19 protein-coding genes and 3 pseudogenes are annotated in these 22,095 nt (G+C 60.1%); 19 read left to right on the top strand and 3 right to left on the bottom strand.

The window, feature by feature from the left end:
• On the bottom strand, window positions 1-1,729 hold a 1,729-nt coding region (traA, locus tag FHT70_RS06710), incomplete at its 3' end, for a Ti-type conjugative transfer relaxase TraA (RefSeq protein WP_183699713.1).
• A 190-nt stretch (window positions 1,730-1,919) separates the two neighbouring features.
• Here traA and FHT70_RS30215 point away from each other — a divergent pair.
• The 15 genes and pseudogenes from FHT70_RS30215 to FHT70_RS06785 all read left to right on the top strand — a co-directional run.
• Window positions 1,920-2,048: pseudogene (locus FHT70_RS30215) on the top strand (TraC family protein); the annotation flags it as partial.
• Window positions 2,038-2,271: a conjugal transfer protein TraD gene (locus tag FHT70_RS06720; protein WP_097598974.1), complete on the top strand. Its 234-nt coding sequence runs from the start codon at window positions 2,038-2,040 to the stop codon at window positions 2,269-2,271. The pseudogene FHT70_RS30215 and the gene FHT70_RS06720, both read left to right, overlap by 11 nt.
• Window positions 2,268-3,521: pseudogene (locus FHT70_RS06725) on the top strand (type IV secretory system conjugative DNA transfer family protein); the annotation flags it as partial. The gene FHT70_RS06720 and the pseudogene FHT70_RS06725, both read left to right, overlap by 4 nt.
• Before the next feature lie 217 nt (window positions 3,522-3,738).
• Window positions 3,739-4,725 (top strand): UbiA prenyltransferase family protein, encoded by a 987-nt coding sequence (locus tag FHT70_RS06730; protein WP_183699717.1) that lies wholly within the window; start codon window positions 3,739-3,741, stop codon window positions 4,723-4,725.
• A gap of 2 nt (window positions 4,726-4,727) precedes the next feature.
• Window positions 4,728-5,429, top strand: a complete 702-nt coding sequence (locus FHT70_RS06735) for an HAD family hydrolase (protein WP_246721768.1) — start codon at window positions 4,728-4,730, stop codon at window positions 5,427-5,429.
• Window positions 5,426-5,791 (top strand): GtrA family protein, encoded by a 366-nt coding sequence (locus tag FHT70_RS06740; RefSeq protein WP_183699719.1) that lies wholly within the window; start codon window positions 5,426-5,428, stop codon window positions 5,789-5,791. The genes FHT70_RS06735 and FHT70_RS06740 overlap by 4 nt, the downstream gene beginning before the upstream one ends.
• Window positions 5,792-6,116: 325 nt before the next feature.
• Window positions 6,117-6,407, top strand: coding sequence for an acylphosphatase (locus tag FHT70_RS06745; RefSeq protein WP_183699721.1), 291 nt, complete (start codon window positions 6,117-6,119; stop codon window positions 6,405-6,407).
• A gap of 131 nt (window positions 6,408-6,538) precedes the next feature.
• A complete protein-coding gene (locus FHT70_RS06750; RefSeq protein WP_183699723.1) occupies window positions 6,539-7,180 on the top strand; it encodes a Rieske 2Fe-2S domain-containing protein in 642 nt (213 codons plus the stop codon).
• Entirely contained in the window at window positions 7,177-8,025 is an 849-nt protein-coding gene (locus tag FHT70_RS06755; protein WP_183699725.1) for an aromatic ring-hydroxylating dioxygenase subunit alpha, read from the top strand. The genes FHT70_RS06750 and FHT70_RS06755 overlap by 4 nt, the downstream gene beginning before the upstream one ends.
• Entirely contained in the window at window positions 8,022-8,681 is a 660-nt protein-coding gene (locus tag FHT70_RS06760) for a glutathione S-transferase family protein (RefSeq protein ID WP_183699727.1), read from the top strand. Before FHT70_RS06755 ends, FHT70_RS06760 begins: the two co-directional genes overlap by 4 nt.
• 1 nt (window position 8,682) lies before the next feature.
• Window positions 8,683-10,062, top strand: coding sequence for an amidohydrolase (locus FHT70_RS06765; RefSeq protein WP_183699729.1), 1,380 nt, complete (start codon window positions 8,683-8,685; stop codon window positions 10,060-10,062).
• 21 nt (window positions 10,063-10,083) lie between these two features.
• Complete coding sequence (locus FHT70_RS06770; RefSeq protein WP_183699732.1) at window positions 10,084-11,184, top strand: BMP family ABC transporter substrate-binding protein; 1,101 nt, start codon at window positions 10,084-10,086, stop codon at window positions 11,182-11,184.
• Between the two features lie 3 nt (window positions 11,185-11,187).
• Entirely contained in the window at window positions 11,188-12,708 is a 1,521-nt protein-coding gene (locus FHT70_RS06775) for an ABC transporter ATP-binding protein (protein WP_183699733.1), read from the top strand.
• Complete coding sequence (locus FHT70_RS06780; RefSeq protein WP_183699735.1) at window positions 12,705-13,805, top strand: ABC transporter permease; 1,101 nt, start codon at window positions 12,705-12,707, stop codon at window positions 13,803-13,805. The genes FHT70_RS06775 and FHT70_RS06780 overlap by 4 nt, the downstream gene beginning before the upstream one ends.
• Window positions 13,802-14,713: an ABC transporter permease gene (locus FHT70_RS06785; RefSeq protein ID WP_183699737.1), complete on the top strand. Its 912-nt coding sequence runs from the start codon at window positions 13,802-13,804 to the stop codon at window positions 14,711-14,713. Before FHT70_RS06780 ends, FHT70_RS06785 begins: the two co-directional genes overlap by 4 nt.
• Window positions 14,714-14,807: 94 nt before the next feature.
• Here the strand turns inward: FHT70_RS06785 and FHT70_RS06790 are convergent, their stop codons facing one another.
• The gene (locus FHT70_RS06790) at window positions 14,808-15,338 is read right to left on the bottom strand and encodes an NUDIX hydrolase (RefSeq protein ID WP_183699739.1); all 531 of its coding nucleotides are present in this window, start codon (window positions 15,336-15,338) and stop codon (window positions 14,808-14,810) included.
• A gap of 184 nt (window positions 15,339-15,522) precedes the next feature.
• Here FHT70_RS06790 and FHT70_RS06795 point away from each other — a divergent pair, with 184 nt between their 5' ends.
• Both FHT70_RS06795 and FHT70_RS30220 read left to right on the top strand, forming a co-directional pair.
• Window positions 15,523-16,815: a mechanosensitive ion channel domain-containing protein gene (locus FHT70_RS06795; protein ID WP_183699740.1), complete on the top strand. Its 1,293-nt coding sequence runs from the start codon at window positions 15,523-15,525 to the stop codon at window positions 16,813-16,815.
• A pseudogene (locus FHT70_RS30220) lies at window positions 16,814-16,987 on the top strand (dipeptide/oligopeptide/nickel ABC transporter ATP-binding protein); the annotation flags it as partial. The gene FHT70_RS06795 and the pseudogene FHT70_RS30220, both read left to right, overlap by 2 nt.
• A gap of 44 nt (window positions 16,988-17,031) precedes the next feature.
• Here the strand turns inward: FHT70_RS30220 and FHT70_RS06800 are convergent.
• Window positions 17,032-19,254, bottom strand: coding sequence for an EAL domain-containing protein (locus FHT70_RS06800; protein ID WP_183699742.1), 2,223 nt, complete (start codon window positions 19,252-19,254; stop codon window positions 17,032-17,034).
• A 554-nt stretch (window positions 19,255-19,808) separates the two neighbouring features.
• On the opposite strand from FHT70_RS06800, the gene FHT70_RS06805 reads away from it, so the two are divergent.
• Both FHT70_RS06805 and FHT70_RS06810 read left to right on the top strand, forming a co-directional pair.
• Window positions 19,809-21,212: a nodulation protein NfeD gene (locus FHT70_RS06805; RefSeq protein ID WP_183699744.1), complete on the top strand. Its 1,404-nt coding sequence runs from the start codon at window positions 19,809-19,811 to the stop codon at window positions 21,210-21,212.
• Between the two features lie 29 nt (window positions 21,213-21,241).
• Window positions 21,242-22,003: a slipin family protein gene (locus tag FHT70_RS06810; protein WP_183699746.1), complete on the top strand. Its 762-nt coding sequence runs from the start codon at window positions 21,242-21,244 to the stop codon at window positions 22,001-22,003.
• Window positions 22,004-22,095: the final 92 nt, after the last annotated feature.

The raw sequence follows: 22,095 nt of genomic DNA on the forward strand, positions 1-22,095 counted from the left end.
CCTCGGCAAGGTGACCATGCCGGGCATAAGCGTCGAGCCCTTTCTCGATCTCGCCGCGGGCAAAGAGCCGCGAGGCCTGGCGCGCCCATTCTTCATGCTGGCGGCGCACGCCGGCAAGTTCGGCAAAACCGATGCGTTCGCTGATCGCCCGAAAGGCGGCCCCCGCCTGGATCGGCTGTAGCTGCATGGCGTCGCCGACGAGAACGACTTTCGCGCCCGCCTCCTCGACGATGTCAAGCACACGGGCCATCTGCTGCGAGGCCACCATGCCGGCTTCATCGATGACGAGCACATCACCGCGGTGGAGCGTGTCGCGCCCATTGGCCCAGGCCAGTTCCCAGGCGGCGAGCGTGCGTGACTTGATGCCGGAACTGTCTTTCAAGCCTTCCGCCGCCTTGCCGGCAACGGCGGCACCGATCACCCGGCGCCCTTTGCCTTCCCAGGCAAGGCGGGCTGCCGCCAGCAGCGTTGACTTGCCGGCGCCGGCAAGGCCGACAACAGCGGCAATGCCGCTGCCGCCGGTGACATGGCGGATGGCATCGACCTGTTCCGCATCGAGCTTGAAGGGTTTTGCCGGATCGGCCCGTTCGACGTTTTGAACAGCGGCGGCCACTTGGTCACCGGAGATACCGAAGCCCTTTCGTTCCGAGAGAACTTCAGCCGAGCGGGCCATGTCATATTCAATGCGCAGCATGCCCCGAGTGGTGAAGACTGCCGGATCTGCGACCTTAAGCGTTTCTGCCTCGATCTCCTGCGGCTTCAGCATCACAAGTTCGTCCGACGCCATCAGCCGGGCGCGGATATTGGCGAAGTCTGCCGGATCGTCGACATATCGATGCAGCGCCTTGGCGATATCCTTCTCGTCGAAGGTCGAGCGCTCATTGCCGAGCTGCTTCAGCAAAAGCTCAGGCTCTGCCAGCAGCCGATCGGCCATCTCCTGACGCCGGGCGAGATCGGCCGGTGCGAAATAAAGCTCCCTGCCCTTGCGCGCGAGCGCTGCCTTCTCCGGCCCAAGATGTTTTTGCGCGATGCCGTCCAGCCCCTGTTCGGCATAGGAGCGGCCATCAAGCCGGATCTCATGACCGGCGAGCGCCAGGTGCCGGTTGGCCGTTTCCGCCCAGGCGATCTTCCAGGCCTTCAAGGTTTCCTTGTCGCCTGCCCACACCCTGTAGACGATCTTGCCGTTCGGCCGGTCCGGCGTGACAATGCGTAGCGGCTTGCCGTCTTCGCCAAGAACAGGAACCTTCTTCCGGCCGAAGCCGTCCTCCGTCAGCGGACGCAGCGTGGTCATGAGATGGATGTGCGGGTTGCCGTCGTTGTCATGATAGACCCAGTCGGCCACCATTCCCATCGACGTGAAGCTGTCCCGGACGAACTCCCGGACAAGCGCGATGTTCTCCGCTCGCGTCAGTTCCTCCGGCAGTGCGATGATCAGCTCGCGGGCGAGCTGCGCGTCCGCCCGCGTCTCGGAAGCATCGAGCGCATTCCAGAGCACCTCACTCGCTTTGGCAACGGATTGCCCACCGATCGCCGCCGTCAGCCAAGCCGGGATCTGATCGGGTAGCGCCAGTTCCTCATGCACCAGTTCCCGCGCCCCACCACGATAGCTGAAGGACGTTCCGGCCTGCTCGTCTATCATCCGGGCGCGATGGCGATAGGCGGCGGCCGAGATGACGCTGCGCCCCGCTCCCCTGCTGATCACCTGCGCTCTGACGAACATGATCGGCACTGATGGCTCCGCACACCTTCCAAGCACGTCGCGGCAGCGACGTATATTGCGCCCTCAAATCGATCGGGCCGCAGGGCCGATGCCGCTTTTCCGAAACGCGCCTATCGACCGGAATTGCGGCTGCGACATTTTCAGATTGATGCAAAATAGACTATTTAACTATTTTATTCTAGTTAGTATAATCTCGCCGCTCGTCGAGGAGATCGCGGCGCGATTTCGCAAAGGAGAGAAGAAGGGGACTGATGGCGCATCTGGTTCGCCGCGTCGACCAGCAGCTGGCGGCACTGGAGCGCCGGCGGAGGTGTCTCGTGACAGCTGATCGCAAGCATGAGGCGCGCGAAAGGTTTTTGCTCGGCGGCCTGGTCGTCAAGGCCGGCCTCACGAGGGCTGACCGGGCATTCCTGCTCGGCGGCTTTCTCGAACTGGCAAGGATCGCCCCGGGTTCATCGGAGTATCGACGCTTGCGCGGTATTGGAGAGGAAGCATTCAAGATCCCCAAGCTCGATGGCGGTTCGCGGGGCATCGTGGAGGCGCCCGAATGACCACGCGAAGGAAACCGCATCCGAGCCTGTTGCTCGTTCTGGTGCCGATCGCTGTCACTACTCTTGCCGCCTATGTCGTCAGCTGGCGGTGGGAGGAACTGGCCCCCGGCATGACAGGCAAGACCGGATATTGGCTCCTGCGGGCCGCGCCTCTGCCGGCGCTTCTGTTCGGGCCACTCGCGGGGCTATTGACGGTATGGGCTCTGCCGCTGCACCGGCGAAGGCCGGTGGCAATAGCGAGCCTCGTCTGCTTTCTGGCTGTGGCCGGCTTTTATGCACTGCGCGAATATGGCCGGCTTGTCCCGTCCGTCAAATGCGGCGCGATCGCATGGAACCAGGCACTTTCCTATCTGGATGTCGTTGCCGTCATCGGCGCGCTGGTAGGCTTCATGGCGGTGGCGGTGGCCGCGCGCATCTCGACAGTCGTGCCCGAACCGGTGACGCGCGCCAAGCGCGGAACCTTCGGAAACGCGGATTGGCTTTCGATGTCCGCGGTGGCAAAGCTCTTTCCACCTAATGGCGAAATCGTCGTCGGCGAGCGCTACCGAGTCGACAAGGAAATCGTCCACCACCTGCCCTTCGATCCAAACGATCTGGCGACATGGGGGAAAGGCGGCAAGGCCCCGTTGCTCACCTACAAACAGGACTTTGATTCCACGCACATGCTGTTCTTTGCCGGGTCGGGTGGATACAAGACGACGAGCAATGTGGTGCCGACGGCACTACGCTACAGGGGACCGCTGATCTGCCTCGATCCCTCCACCGAGGTCGCGCCAATGGTGGCCGAACACCGCACTAGCGCCCTTGGCCGCGAGGTTATGGTGCTCGATCCGACGAGCCCGATCATGGGCTTCAACGTGCTCGACGGGATCGAAGCATCCAAGCAAAAGGAAGAGGACATCGTCGGCATTGCGCATATGCTGCTGTCGGAAAGCCTGCGCTTCGAAAGCTCGACCGGATCCTACTTCCAGAACCAGGCGCACAACCTTCCGACCGGCCTGCTCGCCCACGTGATGCTCTCGCTGGAATATGAGGGACGGCGAACCCTGCGCAGCCTCCGCCAGATCGTTTCTGAGCCGGAGCCCTCGGTGCTCGCGATGCTGCGCGACATTCAGGAGCATTCCACCTCGGCCTTCATCCGCGAAACGCTTGGCGTCTTCACCAATATGACCGAGCAGACCTTCAGCGGCGTCTATTCCACAGCATCGAAGGATACCCAGTGGCTGACGTCTGCGTATAGCGGGCTGCTTTGGTGAGTGTGGCGCCCCGGCTGTCAAGCTCGACCACCTCCTTCGCCCGCCGCTTTCGCCGCGGCCTTGCCTCGCTTCTTTTCTCGCTCTTTTCTCATCCGGCATAGGCCTGCGGTGAAAGCACACTCGGCCCTGGGAATTATTTCGAAACCTATGACGTGTATCTGTTGGATGATGATCAGAAATAGACCGTCTGACGAAGAAAGAGGCGTCTGGTATGAACACAGGCTCGAGTGATCGCAGCGTCCCCGCATCAGGCCGAGCGGGCTTGCGCGACTATATCGCCATTGCACGGCTCGATCACAGCACGAAGCATGTCTTCATCCTTCCCGGCATCATCCTCGCCTATCTTCTGCGCGGGGTCAGAAACGATGACCTGGCGTCTTCGGTCCTGCTTGGCCTTGTGACCGCGCTCTGCATCGCATCCGCAAACTACTGCATCAACGAGTGGTTCGACCGCGAGTTTGACCGGCATCACCCGACGAAATCGCAGCGACCAGCCGTGCAAAGCGCGATGAACGGCAGGCTGGTTCAGCTTGAGTGGAGCGTGCTGCTCATCGTCGGCCTCGGCTGCGCCATCCTCTCGAGCAAACTTCTCTTCTGCGTCGCCTGTCTGTTTGCGATTCAGGGAATCCTCTACAATCTCGACCCCATCAGAAGCAAGGATAAGGCCTATCTCGACGTCATCTCGGAATCGATCAACAATCCCATCCGCTTGGTGATCGGCTGGTCGATGATCGACCCAACGAGCCTGCCGCCCGGATCGATCATCCTCGCCTACTGGTTCGGCGGCGCGTTCCTTATGGCGGCCAAGCGCTTGTCGGAATATGACGAGATCGTCGCGTCCCATGGTAAAGATCTGCTGTCGAGCTACCGGGCGAGTTTCGCGCACTATACGCAGGTCTCGCTGACCGCCTCATGCATTGCCTATTCACTCTTTTCGATTGCCTTCCTGTCCGTCTTCCTGGTCAAGTATCGCATCGAGTACATGCTCGTCCTACCCTTCGTCGTTGCCCTGTTTACTGCCTACTTCGTGATGGCGACAAAACCGGGCTCTACGGCGCAGAAACCGGAAAAGCTGTTCCGCGAGTCAGGGCTGATCGCAATCGTCATGGCCCTGGTGGCGGCCTTCATCTTCACGACATTCGTCGACATTCCGCTTCTAGTGACCCTGACCGAGCAGCACTACATCACCATCCAATGATCATGGCGAATGATATCGACTGGGGCAGTATCCGTCTCGTCGTCTTTGATGTCGACGGAACGCTATATAGCCAGAGGAGGCTGCGCCTTCGGATGGCGGGCGAATTGATCGCTCATGCGGTGGCGCGGGGCAGTCTGACCAATCTGCGGGTGCTGCGCGCTTACCGTTCCTTGCGTGAAACCATCGGCGAGGAGGAGATCGACGATTTTCAGGCGAACCTGATGGCGCGTATCGTCGCGCGAACCGGCGAGCCCGCGGCAAGGATAGAGGCAATCGTCAGCGAATGGATCGGCCGCCGTCCGCTCGCCCATCTCGCATCCTGCCGGTATGATGGGCTGGTGGAGTTGTTTGCCGGTCTTAGACGGCAGAATAAGGCGATCGGGATCTATTCTGATTATCCTGCCGACGAGAAGCTGCACAGGATGAACTTGTCGGCCGATTACATATTGGCTGCAAGCGATCCCGGCGTCGGCATCCAAAAACCTCATCCGCGGGGCCTGCAGATGCTGATGCAGCGCGCCTGTGTCGGTCCGGCGCAAACGGTGCTGATAGGCGACAGACCGGAGCGGGACGGTCTTGCGGCGCGGCGCGCTGGTGTCCTGCCGCTCATTCGCTCCAACGTGCCGCGGGAGGACTGGCTGACCTTTTCAACCTATTCGGACCCAGTGTTCGCGGCGCTTCGGGCAGAGGAGACATCCGGATGATCTTTTCCAAAGCTATTCGTTATGTGTTCACTGGGGGTCTCGCTGCATTCGTCGACCTCACGATGTTTCATTGCATGCTGGTGCTCGGCGTGCCTCTCAGCCTTTCGGCGACATCGAGCTGGCTGATCGCCGCCGCCGTCAATTACAGCATTACCAGCCGCTATGTCTTCAATCAGGCAATAAGCCGCAAGCGCGCTTCACTGTTTCTGATCGGCGCGCTCGTCGGCTTGTCCATCAATGTCTGTGTGACGCTGATTCTCGCACAACAGGTCGGGTTCTCGCCCTTATGGGCAAAGTTTTTCGGCATAGGGACGGCCTTCACCTTTAATTTCCTGATAAACCTTCTCTGGGTGTTCAGGTAAGGCCCGCGAGCGACGTGCGGGCCATATCTTTTCGTTCAAGGACCGACCCTGCAATAGGAGCAAGTCTCCGGCTGAAGTGTCATCGAGCTCGGTCGTCACCTCCTTCCGCTCTACCTAGTCGACCTGAAGAATCTGCCGCTCGTTTTCTGAGATGCGGCCTTTGGCGACCACTACGGAGGCGACGGCTGGTGTCACCTTCTCCACGGAGCCCGCAGGATTGATATTTAGGCATCGATCGGTGGAACGACCAGAACCTTCCCTCATGCCCCTTTCACAACGGCATTGAAGCGCTATGCTGTCAGCACGGAACGAGCGAGAGAATTCCATGGGACGACCACGGCAGAGCGAACGCGAACGGATCACGATCCTTGGCGACGTCAAGTCCGCCTCGTTCGTCCCGTGGATTCGCCGTCATGCCGACAAGCTCGGCCTTTCCCAAGATTTTTTGCATGCCGGCGCCGACCGGATCGAACTCGAAGTCGCGGGACCTGTCGAACTGATCGACATGCTGGAAATGGGATGTTCACTTGGGCCGATCGACGTCTGGGTCGACGCGATTCAGCGCAGGATTGTATATGCCACAGACACACCGCAGCCGGAACAGCACCCGAGCTAATGCCCGTTATTTAACCATTGTTGCCAATGCGAATCTTTTATGCAAACCTCTGAAGCTGAGATTGCAAAGCTTGGAAAGCCGCGCTACGTCTGCAGTGTCAAGCCGCTGGTAAGATTGAGGAAATAACCGTCATGCCTTCCGATACGGCCGGCTCCTGGATGCCTGTCGCGCTTTCTGCCGATCTGCCGCCGGCCACCGTGATTCCGGCCTGGACCCCGTCAGGATCCATCGCTCTCTGGCGCAGTCAGTCCGGGCGCGCATCAGCTTCTTCGGACCGTTGTCCGCATCGGGGCATGCGATTGTCTCATGGCTTCGTCCGGAGCGAGGCCCTCTCCTGCATCTATCACGGCTGGAGCTATTCTCCGGCGGGAGCATGCGTTCGCATCCCGGCTCATCCCGATCTCGTGCCGCCGGAAACGATCCGCGTCGCGGTTCAGCAAGTTGAAGAATCGGATGGCATCGTCTGGGTGGCGGTCGGGGAACCAGCGATGCCGCCGCCACGCCTTGATCGTCTCATGCCCATACGCTCGATGACGCTGGAGGCCGACATAGCGGCAATTGAGGCGGCGGCCGGCGGAAAAGCCGATGCGGGCGGGCTCATCCCAGTCGCTGACTGTCCGTGGGTCCGGCTGCTGCCGGCGGAGCAGATCGACTGCACGCTCATTCATCTCCTGGTCGAACAGGGGCGCAGCGTCGCAGATCGGATTACAGCGTCCCGCATCGCCGAAGCGGTGCGCCGCCGGGCGGAGAAACGCCAGAAGGATGTGGCATGAAAGGAGCCGGCGCGATGATCGACGAATGGTACCCGGTCAGCCTCGTCAGCGGGCTCACCGAGGCAGGAAGCAAGACCGCTTTGATGGGCGAGCCCATCGAGGTGGTACGCACCCCTGATGGCGCGGCACGCGTCACATCGGACAATGGACGTGCCCTGCCCGTTCGCCTCCGCTATGGTCATGTCTGGTCTTCTCTCGGTACCCCCGCCAAGGAGATCTTTGCCATTCCCGAGGCCGATCAGCCCGGCCGCCGCTTCGTCGACGTCGGTGTCGTGCGGGTACGCTGCTCCCCCTTAAGAGCAGTCGAGAACTTCCTCGACATTGCGCATTTTCCCTTCGTCCACACCGATATCCTCGGCGCCGAGCCGCATACGGAGGTCGAAAATTATAAAGTCGAGATCCGCGAGAAAGAGGATGAAGTCTGGGCGACGCAGGTGAAGTTCTACCAGCCGCAGGCTGCAAAGTCGGCGACCAGCGGGATAACCACCGAGTATATGTATCGCGTGCCGGCCCCGACCTGCTCGGTGCTTTACAAGACCTGCCCTCCCCGCCCGGGCGAATGGGATGTCATTACCCTGTTCGTCCAGCCGCTTGCGGAAGACCTTTGCGACGTTTGGCCGTGGATGGCCCTCTTCGACGACGTGACGCCAATGACGGATCTCATCCATTTTCAACAGATGATTTTCCTGCAGGATCGGTCGATCCTCGAAAACCAGATCCCGGCGCTTCTGCCGCTCGATCCCGGCATGGAAATTCCGACAAGGGCCGACCTGACATCGATCGCTTACCGGCGCTGGCTGAAGCGCCGCAACTATCTCTATGGCGCACAGCTGGTCGCACAATGAAGCTCTACGACTACATCCTATCGCCGAGCTGTTACAAGATCCGCCTGATGGCAGCGATCCTCGGCGTCAAGCTGGATATCCGGCCGGTCGATTTCCATCCCGGCATGGAACATCGTGGTCCTGAGCTTCTGGCCCTCAATCCGGCAGGCTCGATCCCGATCCTCGTGGATGGCGATCTGGTGCTGACCGAATCTTCCGCCATGCTCGCCTATCTCGCCGCTCGATGCGGCCCCGACTGGCTGGGTCTGAGCGCCGCCGAGGAGACGGCGCGCGTGCAACAATGGCTCTCTTTTTCGCATCGGCTGACGACAAATCTCGGTGGGGCACGGCTGCAGCAGATGCTGCTGCGCCCCGGCAATATCGAGGCCCTGCAGGCACAGGGGGTCGCGGCGCTGCGCGAACTCGAAGCCGGGCTTTTTGAGCAGCGGCTCCGCGACATGCGGTTCCTGGCGTCGGAACGCGCAACGATCGCCGACATCGCCTGTTTCCCCTATGTCGCACTGGCGCCTGATGGCGGAATCTCGCTCGATCCCTATCCGAACATTAGGCTTTGGCTGCGCGCCATCCGCAGCCTTGAAGGTTTTATCGAAATGCCCGGCATCCACCGGCTGCACGAGTTGAAACCCGACCCTCATCCCGTCAACGAGGAGAAGTGAGATGGCGGGGTACCTGCTGAAGAACTGCGCAGCGATTATCGTCGACGACGGCAATCGGCCGGCGGTGCGCCGGAACGCCGATCTGCTTACCTGCGGTCCGGCGATCCAGGCGATCGGCACCAACCTGTCGCAACAGGCCCTGCCTGCTGATACGACCATTCAGGATGCATCCGGCTGGTTTGTCTATCCGGGTCTCGTCAACACCCATCACCACTTCTTCCAATGCTTCGTGCGCAATCGCGCCGATCTCGACTGGACGAAGCTCTCCGTGATCGAATGGCTCGACCGGATCTATCCGATCTTCTCGCGGCTGAACGAGGATTGCTTCTATCATTCGTCGGTCACGGCCATGGCGGAGATGATCAAGCATGGCTGCACGACGGCCTTCGACCACCAATATTGCTTCCCCCGCCACGCCGGAAAGCGTCTGATCGATCGCCAGTTCGAGGCGGCGGAACTTCTCGGTATGCGCTTCCACGCGGGACGAGGTGGCAACACACTGCCGAAGTCCGAGGGCTCGACGATCCCGGACGCCATGCTGGAAACCACGGACGAGTTCATCGCCGATTGCGCCCGGCTGATCGACAGCTACCACGATTCCGGCACCTTCAGCATGCGGCAGGTGGTCGTTGCCCCTTGTCAGCCCGTCAATTGTTACCGCGAAACCTTCGTCGAATCGGTCGCGCTTGCCCGTGATCGCGGCGTCCGGCTGCACACGCATGTCGGCGAAGGTGAAAGTCCCGTCATCCAAGCACGGCATGGAATGCGTACGGTCGACTATTGCGCCGAACTCGGCTTTGCCGGGCCTGACAGCTTTTATGCCCACTGCTGGGAGTTGACACACGAGGAACTGCGCAAGATGGCGGCAAGCGGCACGGGTGTCTCCCATTGCCCCGAACCGGTCTATCTGGTCGGCGCCGAAGTGACGGACATACCCGCAATGGCCGCTTTCGGCCTGCGTATTGGCCTCGGTTGCGATGGCGCGGCCTCGAACGACAATTCCAACCTCATGCACTGCATCCACTCTGCCTATATGCTGCAATGCCTGACGGCCTCGACGCGCGCCCATCCGGTTCCAGCGCCCGTCGATTTCCTGAGCTACGCGACCACGGGTGGCGCAAGCCTGCTTGGCCGCAGCGATATCGGCCGGCTCGCTCCCGGCATGGCAGCCGACCTCTTCGCCATCGATACCAGGCGGATGGATTATGTCGGAACCCGCCACGACCCATTGAGCCTGATTGCCAAGGTGGGGATCGGCATGCCGACCGACCTGACCATGATCAACGGACGCATCGTCTGGCAAGCCGGTGAGTTTGTCGGGCTCGATGAGGCACAGCTCTTCGCCGCCGCGGAAGCGGCTCTCGAGGCAGTCGAATTCTAAAAACCAAAAGAGGGAACTGACATGTCCAGTAATTTCACCCGCAGAACACTGATGAAGAGCGCGGCGGCTGCCGGTCTTGCGACGGCTTTTGCCGGCCGCTCGGCGCTTGCCGCCGACGAACCGCTCGGCATCGCCCTCGTCGTTCCCTCGCCTATCGGCGACGTCGGCTGGGGTCATGCGCTTGCCGCCGGCATCGACCCGATCAAGGCCGCCTACGGCGACCAGGTGAAGGTCACGGTCATCGAAAACATCGCCGAAGGTCCGGACGCCGACCGCATCATGAACAAGACCGTCGCCGACGGAAATCATTTCCTGATTGCCGGCTCCTTCGGCTATCAAAATGGCGCGCTGCAGATCGCCCGCCGCAATCCGAAGGTGACCGTCCTGCATGCTTCGGGCTTCCAGGTCGCACCGAACTTCTCGCCCTTCGCAGCGAAATATTTCCAGGGAACCTACTTGCTCGGCATGGCGGCGGCGGCCGTTTCCAAGACCGGCAAACTCGGCTCGGTGTCGGCCTTTGCCATTCCCGAGCTGATCACCTCTATCAACGCCTTCACCCTGGGCGCGCAGGCCGTCAAGCCGGATATCGAAGTGTCTGTCGTCTGGGTCAACTCCTGGTTCGATCCAGCCAAGGAGCAGGAAGCCGCCAAGGCGCTGATCTCGCAGGGCTGCGACGTGATCTTCTCGAATGCGCAGGATACGCCCTCGGTAATCTCGGCCTGCGAGGAAGCCGGCGTTTATGCATTCAACCTCAACTCCTCGATGAAGAAATATGCCGAGAAGACCTATCTCGGCTGCATCGCTACTGACTGGTCACCCTTCTTCAAGGCGTCGGTCGACGCCCATCTTGCCGGCACCTTCAAGGGCGCCAACGCCTTCCTCGGTGTTGCCGACAAGGTTGTCCAGGTCGTCGATTGGAACCCTGCAATCCCAGCCGATACGATGACCAAGATCAAGGAAATCGAGGCCAAGATTGCCGATGGCAGCTTCTCGCCGTTTACCGGTCCGATCATCAAGGCTGATGGCAGTGAAGGTGTCGCTTCGGGGACCACGGCGACAGACGCCCAGATCGTCGCGATGGACTGGCACGTCAAGGGTGTCACGACGCCGCTGCCGAAGTAAGCCATGCCGAGCCCGCTCCTGTCGCTGCGCGGCATTACCAAGAGCTATGGCCCGGTCGATGCCAATCAGCAGATCGATCTCGACGTCGCTCCACGATCCATCCATGCCATCCTCGGAGAAAACGGGGCTGGCAAATCGACCCTGATGAAGCTGATCTACGGCGTCGAGCAGCCGGACAGCGGCACTGTCGCGTGGAACGGGAAAGCCCTCAGCCTTGCCTCTCCCGCAGAGGCAAGGCGCGCCGGTATCGGCATGGTGTTCCAGCATTTCTCGCTGTTCGAGAGCCTGACGGTCGTCGAGAATATCCGCCTGATCGTGTCCGGCAAGAAGAGCGATCTTGCGGAACGCGTTCGCAAGCTCGGGCATGAGTTCAGCCTCGAAGTCGATCCACACGCTCATGTCCATTCGCTTTCCGTCGGCCAGAGGCAGCGGGTGGAAATCATCCGATGCCTGATGACCGATCCGAAACTGCTCATTCTTGACGAGCCGACCTCGGTGCTGCCGCCGCAGGCGGTGGAAAAGCTGTTCGAAACATTGCGCCGGCTGCGGGACGGTGGCGTGTCCATCCTGTTCATCTCTCACAAGCTTGAAGAAATCCAGTCGCTCTGTGATCGCGCTACGATCCTGCGCGGCGGACAGGTGACCGGTCACGTCGACCCCCGCGAGCACGATGCGCACGAGCTTGCCCGGATGATGATCGGCCGCGACATGCCGGAACCGATGCCTGCGCTGCCTTCGGTCGAAGGTGAAAAGCGTCTGGAGCTAGTCGGGCTCGATTACCGGGCGGACCCCTTCGCCGTGCCGCTTTCCAACGTCAGCCTGGCCGTGCGCGCCGGCGAAATCCTCGGCATTGCCGGCATTTCGGGAAATGGTCAAAGCGAACTCGCGGCGCTGATTTCGGGCGAAACCCCGTTGCCGCGGGATCAGCGCGACCGGATCTTCATGATGGGCGAGGATGTCGGCGCGCTCGACGCTGCCGCCCGGCGGCGGCTGGGTTTCGCCTTCGTCCCGGAGGAGCGGCTCGGCCGTGGTGCGGTTCCCGAGATGTCGCTCACCCTCAATAGCCTGCTGACCGCGCACCCGCTGAACCTTGTGAAGCATGGCCTGCTCGACAAGGTCAAGGCGAAGGCCTTCACAAGTGATTGCATCCGGGACTTCGACGTGCGCACGCGCGGGCCAGGGGCAGAGGCCGGGTCGCTTTCCGGGGGCAACCTGCAGAAGTTCATCGTCGGACGCGAAATCATGCTGGCGCCGAAGCTTCTTTTCCTCGCCCAGCCGACCTGGGGCGTCGATATCGGTGCGGCCGCGGCGATCCGCAAGCGGCTGATGCGCCTTCGCAACGAGGGCATGGCGATCCTAGTCATTTCAGAGGAACTCGAGGAACTGTTCGAATTGAGCGATTTTATCCAGGTCCTGCATCACGGGACGCTGAGTGTGCCGCTGGTCACGCGTGAGACCACCCCGGAAGAGATTGGTCGATATATGATCGGAGCCCGGCCGCAGCGCGAGAAAGCCACCGCATGAGCAGACCTTTCCTTGCCGCCCTGCCCATTCTGGTCCGTCGGGAGCGGGCATCGCTTGCCGCCACCGTTCTGGCGCCGCCCATCGCCCTCCTCGTCACCATCGTACTCAATCTCGGACTTTACGTCGCCATGGGGCGCGATCCGGCTGCGGTGGTCTATGCTATGCTGATCGAGCCCTTCTATTCATGGGCGTCGTTCTCCGAAGTGCTGCTGAAGACCGCTCCCCTGCTCCTCATCGCGCAGGGGCTTGCGCTCGGCTTTCGCGCCAAGGTGTTCAACATCGGTGCCGAAGGACAATTCGTGCTCGGTGCGATCTTCGCCTCCGCCATTCCGATCTGGTGGCCCGACGCAACCGGCCAATGGATCTGGCCGGCGATGCTGCTGCTCGGCATGATGGGCGGGGCATTCTGGGCGTCCTTCCCCGCCTTTTGGCGCGTCCGGCTCAATGCCAACGAAATTCTGGTTTCGCTGATGCTGAGTTTCGTTGCCGTGCAGCTCCTCAATTATCTGCTGCTCGGTCCTTGGAAGGATCCGAACGGCTTCAATTTCCCGCAGTCCGTCATGTTCCAATATGACGCGATGGTGCCGATCCTGATCGAGGGAACGCGCGTCAATGTCGCGCTCGTTCTCGCCGTTCTCCTGTCGATCGCCGCATGGGTCTTTATGCAGAAGAGCTTCATCGGCTATAAATTGCAGGTCGGCGGACTGGCGCCGCGCGCGGCGAGCTATGCCGGATTCCGGGAAAGCTGGGCAATCTGGCTTTCCCTGCTGATCGGTGGAGCCGCAGCCGGTCTTGCTGGTGCTGCCGAAGTCGCCGGCCCGCTCGGTCAGCTGCAGCGCTCGATCTCAACCGGATACGGATATGCGGCAATTATCGTCGCCTATCTCGGCGGCCTGCACCCGATCGGCATCGTCGTTTCTGCAATCGTCATGGCGGCGCTCTACATCGGCGGCGACAACGCCATGGTCTCCGCCAATCTGCCGGTCGCGGCCGTCCGGGTTTTCCAGGGCAGCCTACTCCTTGCCTATCTCGTCGCCATCGCCTTCGTGCGCTACCGTCTTGTCTGGCGGCCCGCAGCGAGCAGGAGCCCGGCATGAACGCCGTCGAGTTCGTTCTGGCCGGAATGCTGGCTGCTGCGACACCTTTCCTCCTCGCAGCGCTCGGAGAACTTATAGTCGAGCGTGCGGGCGTGCTCAATCTCGGCGTCGAGGGGCTGATGGCATTCGGCGCCGCCATCGCCTTCATCATCGTCTATCATGGCGGCGGCCATTTTCTGGCTTTTCTCGCCGCCGGCCTCGGCGGCGCGCTTTTGGCCCTGATCTTTGCGGCAATCGTCCTTGGCTTCAATGCAAACCAGGTCGCGACCGGGCTTGCGATCGGGATTCTCGGACAGGGCCTGTCGGCACTGTTCGGCAAGACCTACGAGAGCCTGACCGTCAGGGCGCTGCCGAAGATCGCCATTCCCGGTCTTTCCGATATTCCGGTCATCGGCGGCCTGTTTACCCAGGATATCGTCGTCTGGCTATCGCTGGCCGTGACACTCGTTATCTGGGCGATGTTTGCCTACAGCAAGGTCGGTTTGATTATCCGCGCCGTCGGCGAAAACCCAAAGGCGGCCCATGCGATCGGCTACCCGGTCGTCGCAATCCGCTTCGCCGCAGCCGCTGTCGGCGGCGTCATGGCTGGCTTTGCCGGCGCCTATGCGGCGACGATCTACACGCCGCTCTGGGCGGATGGGATGATTGCCGGCCGCGGCTGGATCGCAATTGCGCTCGTCGTCTTCGGAACCTGGCTGACCGGCCGCATCTTTCTCGGGGCGTGCCTGTTCGGCGCAGTATCGCTGATCGGGCTTGCCGCCCAGGCGACCGGGCTCGACGTTCCCTCGCAGCTGCTCGCATGCCTGCCCTATCTGGTGACGATCATCGTGCTCGGTATCATTTCGGCGGATCGCCGCCTGCTCAAGCTCAATGGCGTCGCCTCGCTCGGCGAGCCGTTCGAGCGATAATGATCACGCCCGTCGACGCGAAGGCAATTGAGAGTCAACTTGCCTTCCGAGCCCGCCACGAACGGTAACCAGAAGGAAGAGCCCCACAACCCTATCAGCCGTGGTCAGACTTCTTTTGGCCCCGCGGTTCAAATTCGACGAGCAGCGACTTGAGTTCGACTTCTCGAACACGTCGCGCCGCCTCATCAGGGCTGACCCATTCGAGAATACGTTGGCCTTGCTCCTTGAAGTCGTTTCCGATCTCGGTGACTTCGATCTGAAACAGGTCGACGATACATGGCGCCACATCGCTGTCGTCGAACTCCTTCAGATAGGTATAGCGGCCGACAGGTTTCCTTCTCACCGCCCCGCGCACGCCTGCTTCCTCCCAGGCTTCGATCGCCGCCGCTTCGAAAGGCTTCTTCCCTTTCATCGGCCAGCCCTTCGGTATGACCCAGCGCGCGCTCTCGCGCGATGTGATCACGAGAATTTCGATCTTCGGCCCGCCATCGCAATAGCGGAAGCAGATGGCGCCGTACTGTTGGCGGAACGCGCCGAACAGCTTCGCAGGAACGGCAGCGAGCTGCCGCAGCAATGGCTGAGACTTGTCTAGTCGTGACTTGCCGCGTTTTTTCGTAGGCTTCATGACGCTCCGTCTTCAGCTCATCTTGCGCACATGTCTGCGCAGGCGCGCAAGCTGATCGATACCCGCGAGCACGTTTCATCGACTTGTTTTAGCACGACGAAATGGAATGCTGATGCTTGTTTCTTCCAAATGAACTAAACTCATGCGCTAGCTTTATCTAGCTGACATTCATCGGATTATCATCATGAATATCAGGCAGATGACCGAGGTCGCCGAGCAGTGGCTAACGACATTCATTCTGAACGAATGGACGTTCTTTCAGCTTGCGATCATCGTGGCGGGCTTGGGTTTTGCGTCCTTACTTGCGTCGCGCACAGAACCTGCGATGGAGGCAAAGGCGCGGCTGATCAAGGGCAATCCAGACCTGCTTCGGGTCATCATTGCTCCTATGCGCCGGATGATGTGGCTTTTCCTTGTCGGTTGGTTATGGCTCGCCAACATTGTGCTGAGCAAGAGCGCGTGGCCCTCACAACGCTGGCTTGTGTCCACGGCTCTGACGCTGGCAGCGGCATGGTTCCTCATCTCCGTCCTGACCAAGATCATCCGCAACCCGACCCTGTCGCGCGCCGTCGCGATCGGCAGCTGGAGCTACATCGCTCTTTATGCAGTTGGTCTTGACGGCCCGGTTCTATCTGCACTCGACGGACTCGCGGTTAATTTGGGTGCGGTGAGACTCTCGCTTCTGCTTGTGCTCAAAGCCCTCGTGCTGGCGATCGCCCTGATCTGGTTGGCCGTCCTCATCGGCAACATGCTTTCCCACTGGATTCAGCGCTCGGCCGACTTATCGCCTTCCATCAAGGTGTTGATCAGCAAATGCATCAAGATCAGCCTGATCATAATCGCTGGAGCCATCGCTTTGTCGGCGACGGGCGTCGACCTTACCGCGCTGACCATTTTCTCAGGCGCAGTCGGCGTCGGAATCGGCTTCGGCCTTCAAAAGGTGGTCTCAAACTTCATATCCGGCATAATCATCTTGATCGACAAGTCGATCAAGCCGGGTGACACGATCACCCTTGGCGACACGTTCGGGTCGATCCGTGACCTGCGCTCGCGGTTTGTTTCCGTCATCACCCGCGATGGCAAGGAGTACCTCATTCCGAATGAAGACTTCATATCGCAGCAGGTCGTCAACTGGTCGTTCTCCAGTGATTATGTGCGGATCGACGTTGACTTCGGGACGTCCTATAACAGCGACCCGCATCAAGTCGTTAAGATCGCCATTGCGACAGCATCGACCGTGCCCCGGGTGGCAAACCAATATAAGCCACCCGTCTGCTGGCTGACCGCCTTTGGCGCTTCGTCGCTCGACTTTCGGCTTCGCTTCTGGATCTCGGATCCAGCGAACGGGCTGACAAATGTTCGTGGGCAAGTTCTGATGGCGCTTTGGGATGCCTTCAAGAAAGCCGGCATCTCTATCCCGTTTCCGCATCATGAAATCATCATGAAAAGCCCTATAGAGATCAAACAACCGGACTGATTTGCCGAGCCCCGTCGATCCGCCGAGCGGATGCCGTTTTCGAACGCGCTGCTGGAATGCGACATCGATCTGCGCCGAACAGGATCCGGCCTTGAAGAACAGGACGGCTGCGCCCGGACTGCTGACTGACTGCCATCACGCCAATCCGGGTCTTTCCACGGCCGCCGCCTGAGCCTTGTCGGAAGCGGCTGATAGCGGCGAAAGGCTCGCTCCCTGCTATCCGAGGAAACGACGCGGTTCTTCCTGCGGTCGCTCGACATTCTCCGTCACGCCGGGTTTGCGTGCACAAAGATATTCGCCAACACGTTCACGGCCCATGGGTTTGCCGAACATGTAGCCCTGCAGTGTGGTGCAGCCCATTTCCAGCAAACGCATCGCCTGCCGATGGCTCTCTACACCTTCGGCCGTGACCTTCATATCCAGCTTCCGCGCCAGATTGAGCACCAGTTCAACGATAGCGAGGCTCGATTCATCGACGAGCATAGTGTCGATAAAGCTCTTGTCGATCTTGATGATGTCGACCGGCAGACTTCGCAGATGCGTCAGCGACGCATAGCCTGTCCCGAAGTCATCGAGCGCCACTGTCAGGCCTTTCTTGCGCAAACGTTGCAGGGTTGTTGCTACGGCATCTTCCATGCCCTGCAGGAAAACCGTTTCCGTCACCTCCAGCATAAGCTTATCCAGCGGGATACCTCTTGACGCAAAGGCGGCAACGATCCGGGTTTCCAAGTCGCCCCTCATGAAATCGGAGGCGCTTATGTTGAGGCTGACCCGCCCGAATTCCAGCCCGCGGTCGATCCAGCCTCGAATGTCGGCCGCGACCTGCTCGAGCATGCGGGTCGTAATGTGATAGGCAACGCTTGGGTCTGTGAACGCCTCATGAAATTGCGCCGCCGACACGATTGAACCATCCGAACGCCGCATTCGCACAAGCGCTTCGAACGCCCGTACCTGACCGTCGGCACAGCCAACGATCGGCTGATAGTGCGGCACCATCCGATGTTCGGTAAGAGCCGACTCCACCTCCCGGACGATTTGAATGCGACGCGCTATCCTCGAACGCAGGCTGGGCTCGTAGTGTATATAGCTGCCGCGCCGCGTTTCTTTGGCATGGTAGAGAGCGAAGTCCGCGTTTTGCGAAAGCGTTGCGGCATCCATCCTGCCCTCCGAAATCGCCCCACCCACAGTTATCGCCGGATTTATCGTCGATCCTCCAACCTGCAGAGGGCGACCGATATATTCGATCAGGTGGCGCGCGAGCGAACCCATGCGGCGTACGCTTGCGGGCGCGTCCAGAATGACGGAGAACTCATCGCCGCCGAGGCGAAAGACCTTTCCTCGCTTTCCCAAGCGTTCATCCAGACGTGAGGCCACGCCTTTCAGCAGCAGGTCACCTGTCGCATGGCCGAGGATATCGTTCACTTGCTTCAGGCGATCGACGTCAATCAGCAATAAGCCGATGGAAGGAGCGTCGGCCACAGTGAGCCGCTCCATATGAGCATTGAAGGCTGCCCGGTTGGCAAGTCCGGTCAAAGGATCGGCGTTGGCGGCCTGGAGCAGACGTTGCTCGTAACGCACTTTTTCGGAAACATCCTGAACGATGCCGAACAGACGACTGGGCTTGCCGCTCAAGCGCTCGATATCGCTGACCACGCGGACCCAGCGTTCCTCCCCTTGTGGCGTCATAATGCGATATTCCTTGTCGATGCCGGCCGCTGAACCATCGAGGACGTCGCGTATCCTGCGTCTGACGCTTTCGCGCTCTTCAGGAGCATAGCAGCCGATCACCTCCTCCGAGGTCATGCGTTTGCCGACCGGCAGTCCGACGGTGCGGTAAATCTGGTCGGACCAAATGATCGTGCCGGTCGCGAGATCCATCTCGAAGCCGCCGACCTTGGCAGAGCGTTCGGTCTGCTCGAAGCGGGCCTGCTTCAGTTCCAACTCGCGTTGCTGCGCTCTCAGCAGGCTTTGCTGACGATGTTCGCGGATAAGGCCGACGACGACGCTTGCCAAACTGCGGAGCTGTTCGAGATCCCGATCGCCGAAGCGGCGGCTCTTCGTGTCGAGGACACAGAAGCTGCCGTAGCAGGCGTCCCCTTCCGAAAGCGGCACTCCCGCATAGAACCGGACCGAACGCTCTCTGACAAAGACATTTCCGGAAAAGCGAGAATCCTTGTCGGCGTTTTTGACGACGAGCGGTGACTTCGTCTCTACGATATGGCTGCAGAAGGAATGCTCACGTGGCGTCTCCTTCAAAAAGAGACCTTGCTCGGCCTTGAACCACTGCCGATGCCCGTCGACGAACGAAACCATGGCCATCGGCATGTCGAACATGCTGCAAGCCAGCCGCACGATAGCATCGAACTCTTCCGTTGGTGGCGTATCGAGAATGCTGGCCTGGTGGAGGAGATTCAATCTCTCATCTTCTGAAAGTGACATGCGATCCTGGGCTCCTCGCAGCGCTTGTTGACGCGGAGTGAAACCCTTCATGGGTCATAGAAGCGGAAGAACTAACCGCTGACGTTTTATAGAATTGCATGATCTGGTTGCCAAATATTGAAGCTGTCGACATATAGCTCGGTCGTAAAACATCTCGTCTAACAGGATATTCTCGCCTAGCGATAAGATCCTGAAGTATCTAATTAATAAGGCATCCGGGATGGGTCGACGGCATTCCGATTTCGGTTTCGATCAAATAAGCAGGGCGCTTCCGAAAGCCTTCAGCACCGCTTCCATGAGCGCTTCGCTGCGGGTCGGATGAGTGTGGACGATGCCGGCGATGTCTTCCAGGTGTGCACCCATCTCGACAACCGTTTCGCTGCATCGGAATGCGCGTCGCTGGCAGCCAGCGACCTTCAAAAATTGGCCACGCGGCTCGCATCCGTGCAACGCGCTTAGCCAATTTCGCCTTTACGAGCGCGTAAGACGGCTTGAACATGAGCCTTTGACGTCTCCTTCTTTTTCTTTGTAATTTCCGACATACATTACATACTATGTACGTTCCGCCGATTGGCTCGCGGGGATTGAGGTGTTGGCGATGGCAACCGCCAATCTTCACTTTGTTGTTTTTGCTGCTTTCAGCTTGGGGCTTCGGCGCACCGTCGGCGTCTGACCGCGCGTCTGTCGTCCTCAAGGTGAATGGCGCCATTGGGCCCGCTATTGCTGACTACGTGGTACGAGGCATTCAGCGTGCTGGCGACCGAGAAGCGGTCTTGATCGTCCTGCAAATGGATACACCAGGCGGCCTTGACACCTCCATGCGGGAAATCATTCGCGCGATCCTTGCCTCGCCGGTGCCTGTCGCAAGTTTCGTCGCGCCAAGCGGAGCACGAGCTGCCAGCGCCGGCACCTATATTCTCTACGCAAGCCACATTGCGGTAATGGCCCCTGGGACCAATTTGGGTGCGGCGACACCAATCGCGCTCGGCGTAAAGCCTTTCGGCGGCGATGAGGAACCCGAAAAGAAGCCGAGCGAACCTGGTGGCAAGCAGCCGGAAGCTCCAGGCAATGCCCACGAAGCAAAAGCCGTTAACGACGCAGTCGCCTACATTCGTGGGCTTGCGGAATTGCGCAATCGCAACGCGGACTGGGCAGAGCGTGCCGTCCGCGAAGCTGCAAGCCTTTCATCCACAGCGGCAGTGCGCGAACATGCCATCGATTTCATTGCAGTCGATGTCACCGATCTCCTTGCAAAGGCACAGGGGCACGTGGTGCGGGTCGGTCAAACGGAGGTCCGGCTCGATACCGCCGGTTTGGCCGTACAGGAATTCGAGCCTGACTGGCGCACGCGCCTGCTTTCCGTCATTACCGATCCGAACATCGCAATCATCCTGATGATGGTCGGTATCTATGGGCTGATCTTCGAATTTCTCGCACCTGGGACAATGCTTCCTGGCACGATCGGCGGCATCTGCCTGCTCCTTGGTCTTTATGCCCTGGCATTGCTGCCGGTAAGTTTTGCCGCCCTTGGGCTTATTTTGCTCGGCGTGGGATTGACAGTGGCTGAGGCGCATTCGCCAAGCTTCGGCGCTTTGGGCATCGGCGGCGGGGTAGCCGTGATCCTGGGAGCGACCATCTTGTTTGATACCGATATACCCGGCCTGCAAGTGTCGCGTCCTCTGCTGGGCGCAATTGCGCTTGCGATTCTCGCCTTTAGCCTCGTCGTTGCTCGCCTGGCATTCACCTCGCGATTGCGCGAGGTCGCAACGGGTGCAGAGGAGATGATTGGCATTTCCGGTAAAGTTGAGAGTTGGACGGGACTCTCGGGGTACGTCATCGCGCATGGCGAACGCTGGAAGGCCGTTTCCGCCGAACCCCTTGTTGCTGGTGACCCTGTCAGGGTGACGGGTCGCAACGGGCTGGCGCTCGAGGTCGCCAGCCGTCCTAAGAACACCTAGCGGCACGCAAGGACGCAGGAGGAGAAGCCATGGATATGTTTGCAGATCTTGCCTTCTATTTGGTGGCCATTGTCATTGCGGTCGCCATCCTCGCATCCGCGGTTAAGATCCTGAGGGAATATGAACGCGGCGTCGTGTTCACACTTGGCCGCTTTACCGGAGTCAAGGGACCCGGCTTGATTCTGCTTATTCCCTATGTCCAGCAGATGATCCGCGTCGACTTGCGCACGCGCGTACTCGATGTCCCTAGCCAGGACGTCATCTCACATGACAATGTCTCGGTTCGAGTCAGCGCGGTGATCTACTTCAGGGTCATGGACCCCGAGAAGTCGACAATCCAGGTCGAGGATTTCATGATGGCAACAAGCCAGCTTGCTCAAACGACGTTGCGCTCCGTGCTCGGCAAACACGACCTCGATGAAATGCTGGCAGAACGCGACAGGCTCAACTCCGATATTCAGGAAATCCTCGACTCTCAGACGGACGCCTGGGGAATTAAAGTAGCCACTGTCGAGATCAAACATGTCGATATCAACGAGTCGATGATACGCGCGATTGCTCGCCAAGCCGAAGCCGAACGCGAACGCCGCGCAAAGGTCATCAATGCCGAGGGCGAACAGCAAGCTGCAGCGAAGCTACTTGAAGCGGCGGAAATTCTGGCCAGACAGCCGGAGGCGATGCAACTTCGTTACTTGAGCACTTTGAACGTCATCGCCAGCGAGAAGACTTCGACGATTTTATTCCCCTTCCCGATGGAGTTGGGCAATCTAATGGCCATTAAGCCGAAGTGATCGAACGCACTGGGTTGGTGATTGATCCAGCTTCTGTGTCGGGCCAAAATGAGGCCACGCCCCAGAGAAACAGTCGGCCGTGGTTGCGTGAG

This window comes from Rhizobium sp. BK049 (assembly GCF_014193135.1).
In the GTDB taxonomy this organism is placed as follows: Bacteria; Pseudomonadota; Alphaproteobacteria; order Rhizobiales; family Rhizobiaceae; genus Rhizobium.

What these genes read in the sequence shown, in the direction of transcription:
- FHT70_RS06780 (WP_183699735.1), top strand. Translation starts at nt 12,705, where the DNA reads ATGAGCAGACCTTTCCTTGCCGCCCTGCCCATTCTGGTCCGTCGGGAG.
- FHT70_RS06750 (WP_183699723.1), top strand. Translation starts at nt 6,539, where the DNA reads ATGCCTTCCGATACGGCCGGCTCCTGGATGCCTGTCGCGCTTTCTGCC.
- FHT70_RS06740 (WP_183699719.1), top strand. Translation starts at nt 5,426, where the DNA reads ATGATCTTTTCCAAAGCTATTCGTTATGTGTTCACTGGGGGTCTCGCT.
- FHT70_RS06805 (WP_183699744.1), top strand. Translation starts at nt 19,809, where the DNA reads ATGTACGTTCCGCCGATTGGCTCGCGGGGATTGAGGTGTTGGCGATGG.
- FHT70_RS06735 (WP_246721768.1), top strand. Translation starts at nt 4,728, where the DNA reads ATGGCGAATGATATCGACTGGGGCAGTATCCGTCTCGTCGTCTTTGAT.
- FHT70_RS06730 (WP_183699717.1), top strand. Translation starts at nt 3,739, where the DNA reads ATGAACACAGGCTCGAGTGATCGCAGCGTCCCCGCATCAGGCCGAGCG.
- FHT70_RS06790 (WP_183699739.1), bottom strand. Translation starts at nt 15,338, where the DNA reads ATGAAGCCTACGAAAAAACGCGGCAAGTCACGACTAGACAAGTCTCAG.
- FHT70_RS06765 (WP_183699729.1), top strand. Translation starts at nt 8,683, where the DNA reads ATGGCGGGGTACCTGCTGAAGAACTGCGCAGCGATTATCGTCGACGAC.
- FHT70_RS06770 (WP_183699732.1), top strand. Translation starts at nt 10,084, where the DNA reads ATGTCCAGTAATTTCACCCGCAGAACACTGATGAAGAGCGCGGCGGCT.
- FHT70_RS06810 (WP_183699746.1), top strand. Translation starts at nt 21,242, where the DNA reads ATGGATATGTTTGCAGATCTTGCCTTCTATTTGGTGGCCATTGTCATT.
- FHT70_RS06795 (WP_183699740.1), top strand. Translation starts at nt 15,523, where the DNA reads ATGAATATCAGGCAGATGACCGAGGTCGCCGAGCAGTGGCTAACGACA.
- FHT70_RS06800 (WP_183699742.1), bottom strand. Translation starts at nt 19,254, where the DNA reads ATGTCACTTTCAGAAGATGAGAGATTGAATCTCCTCCACCAGGCCAGC.
- FHT70_RS06755 (WP_183699725.1), top strand. Translation starts at nt 7,177, where the DNA reads ATGAAAGGAGCCGGCGCGATGATCGACGAATGGTACCCGGTCAGCCTC.
- FHT70_RS06775 (WP_183699733.1), top strand. Translation starts at nt 11,188, where the DNA reads ATGCCGAGCCCGCTCCTGTCGCTGCGCGGCATTACCAAGAGCTATGGC.
- FHT70_RS06785 (WP_183699737.1), top strand. Translation starts at nt 13,802, where the DNA reads ATGAACGCCGTCGAGTTCGTTCTGGCCGGAATGCTGGCTGCTGCGACA.
- FHT70_RS06760 (WP_183699727.1), top strand. Translation starts at nt 8,022, where the DNA reads ATGAAGCTCTACGACTACATCCTATCGCCGAGCTGTTACAAGATCCGC.
- FHT70_RS06745 (WP_183699721.1), top strand. Translation starts at nt 6,117, where the DNA reads ATGGGACGACCACGGCAGAGCGAACGCGAACGGATCACGATCCTTGGC.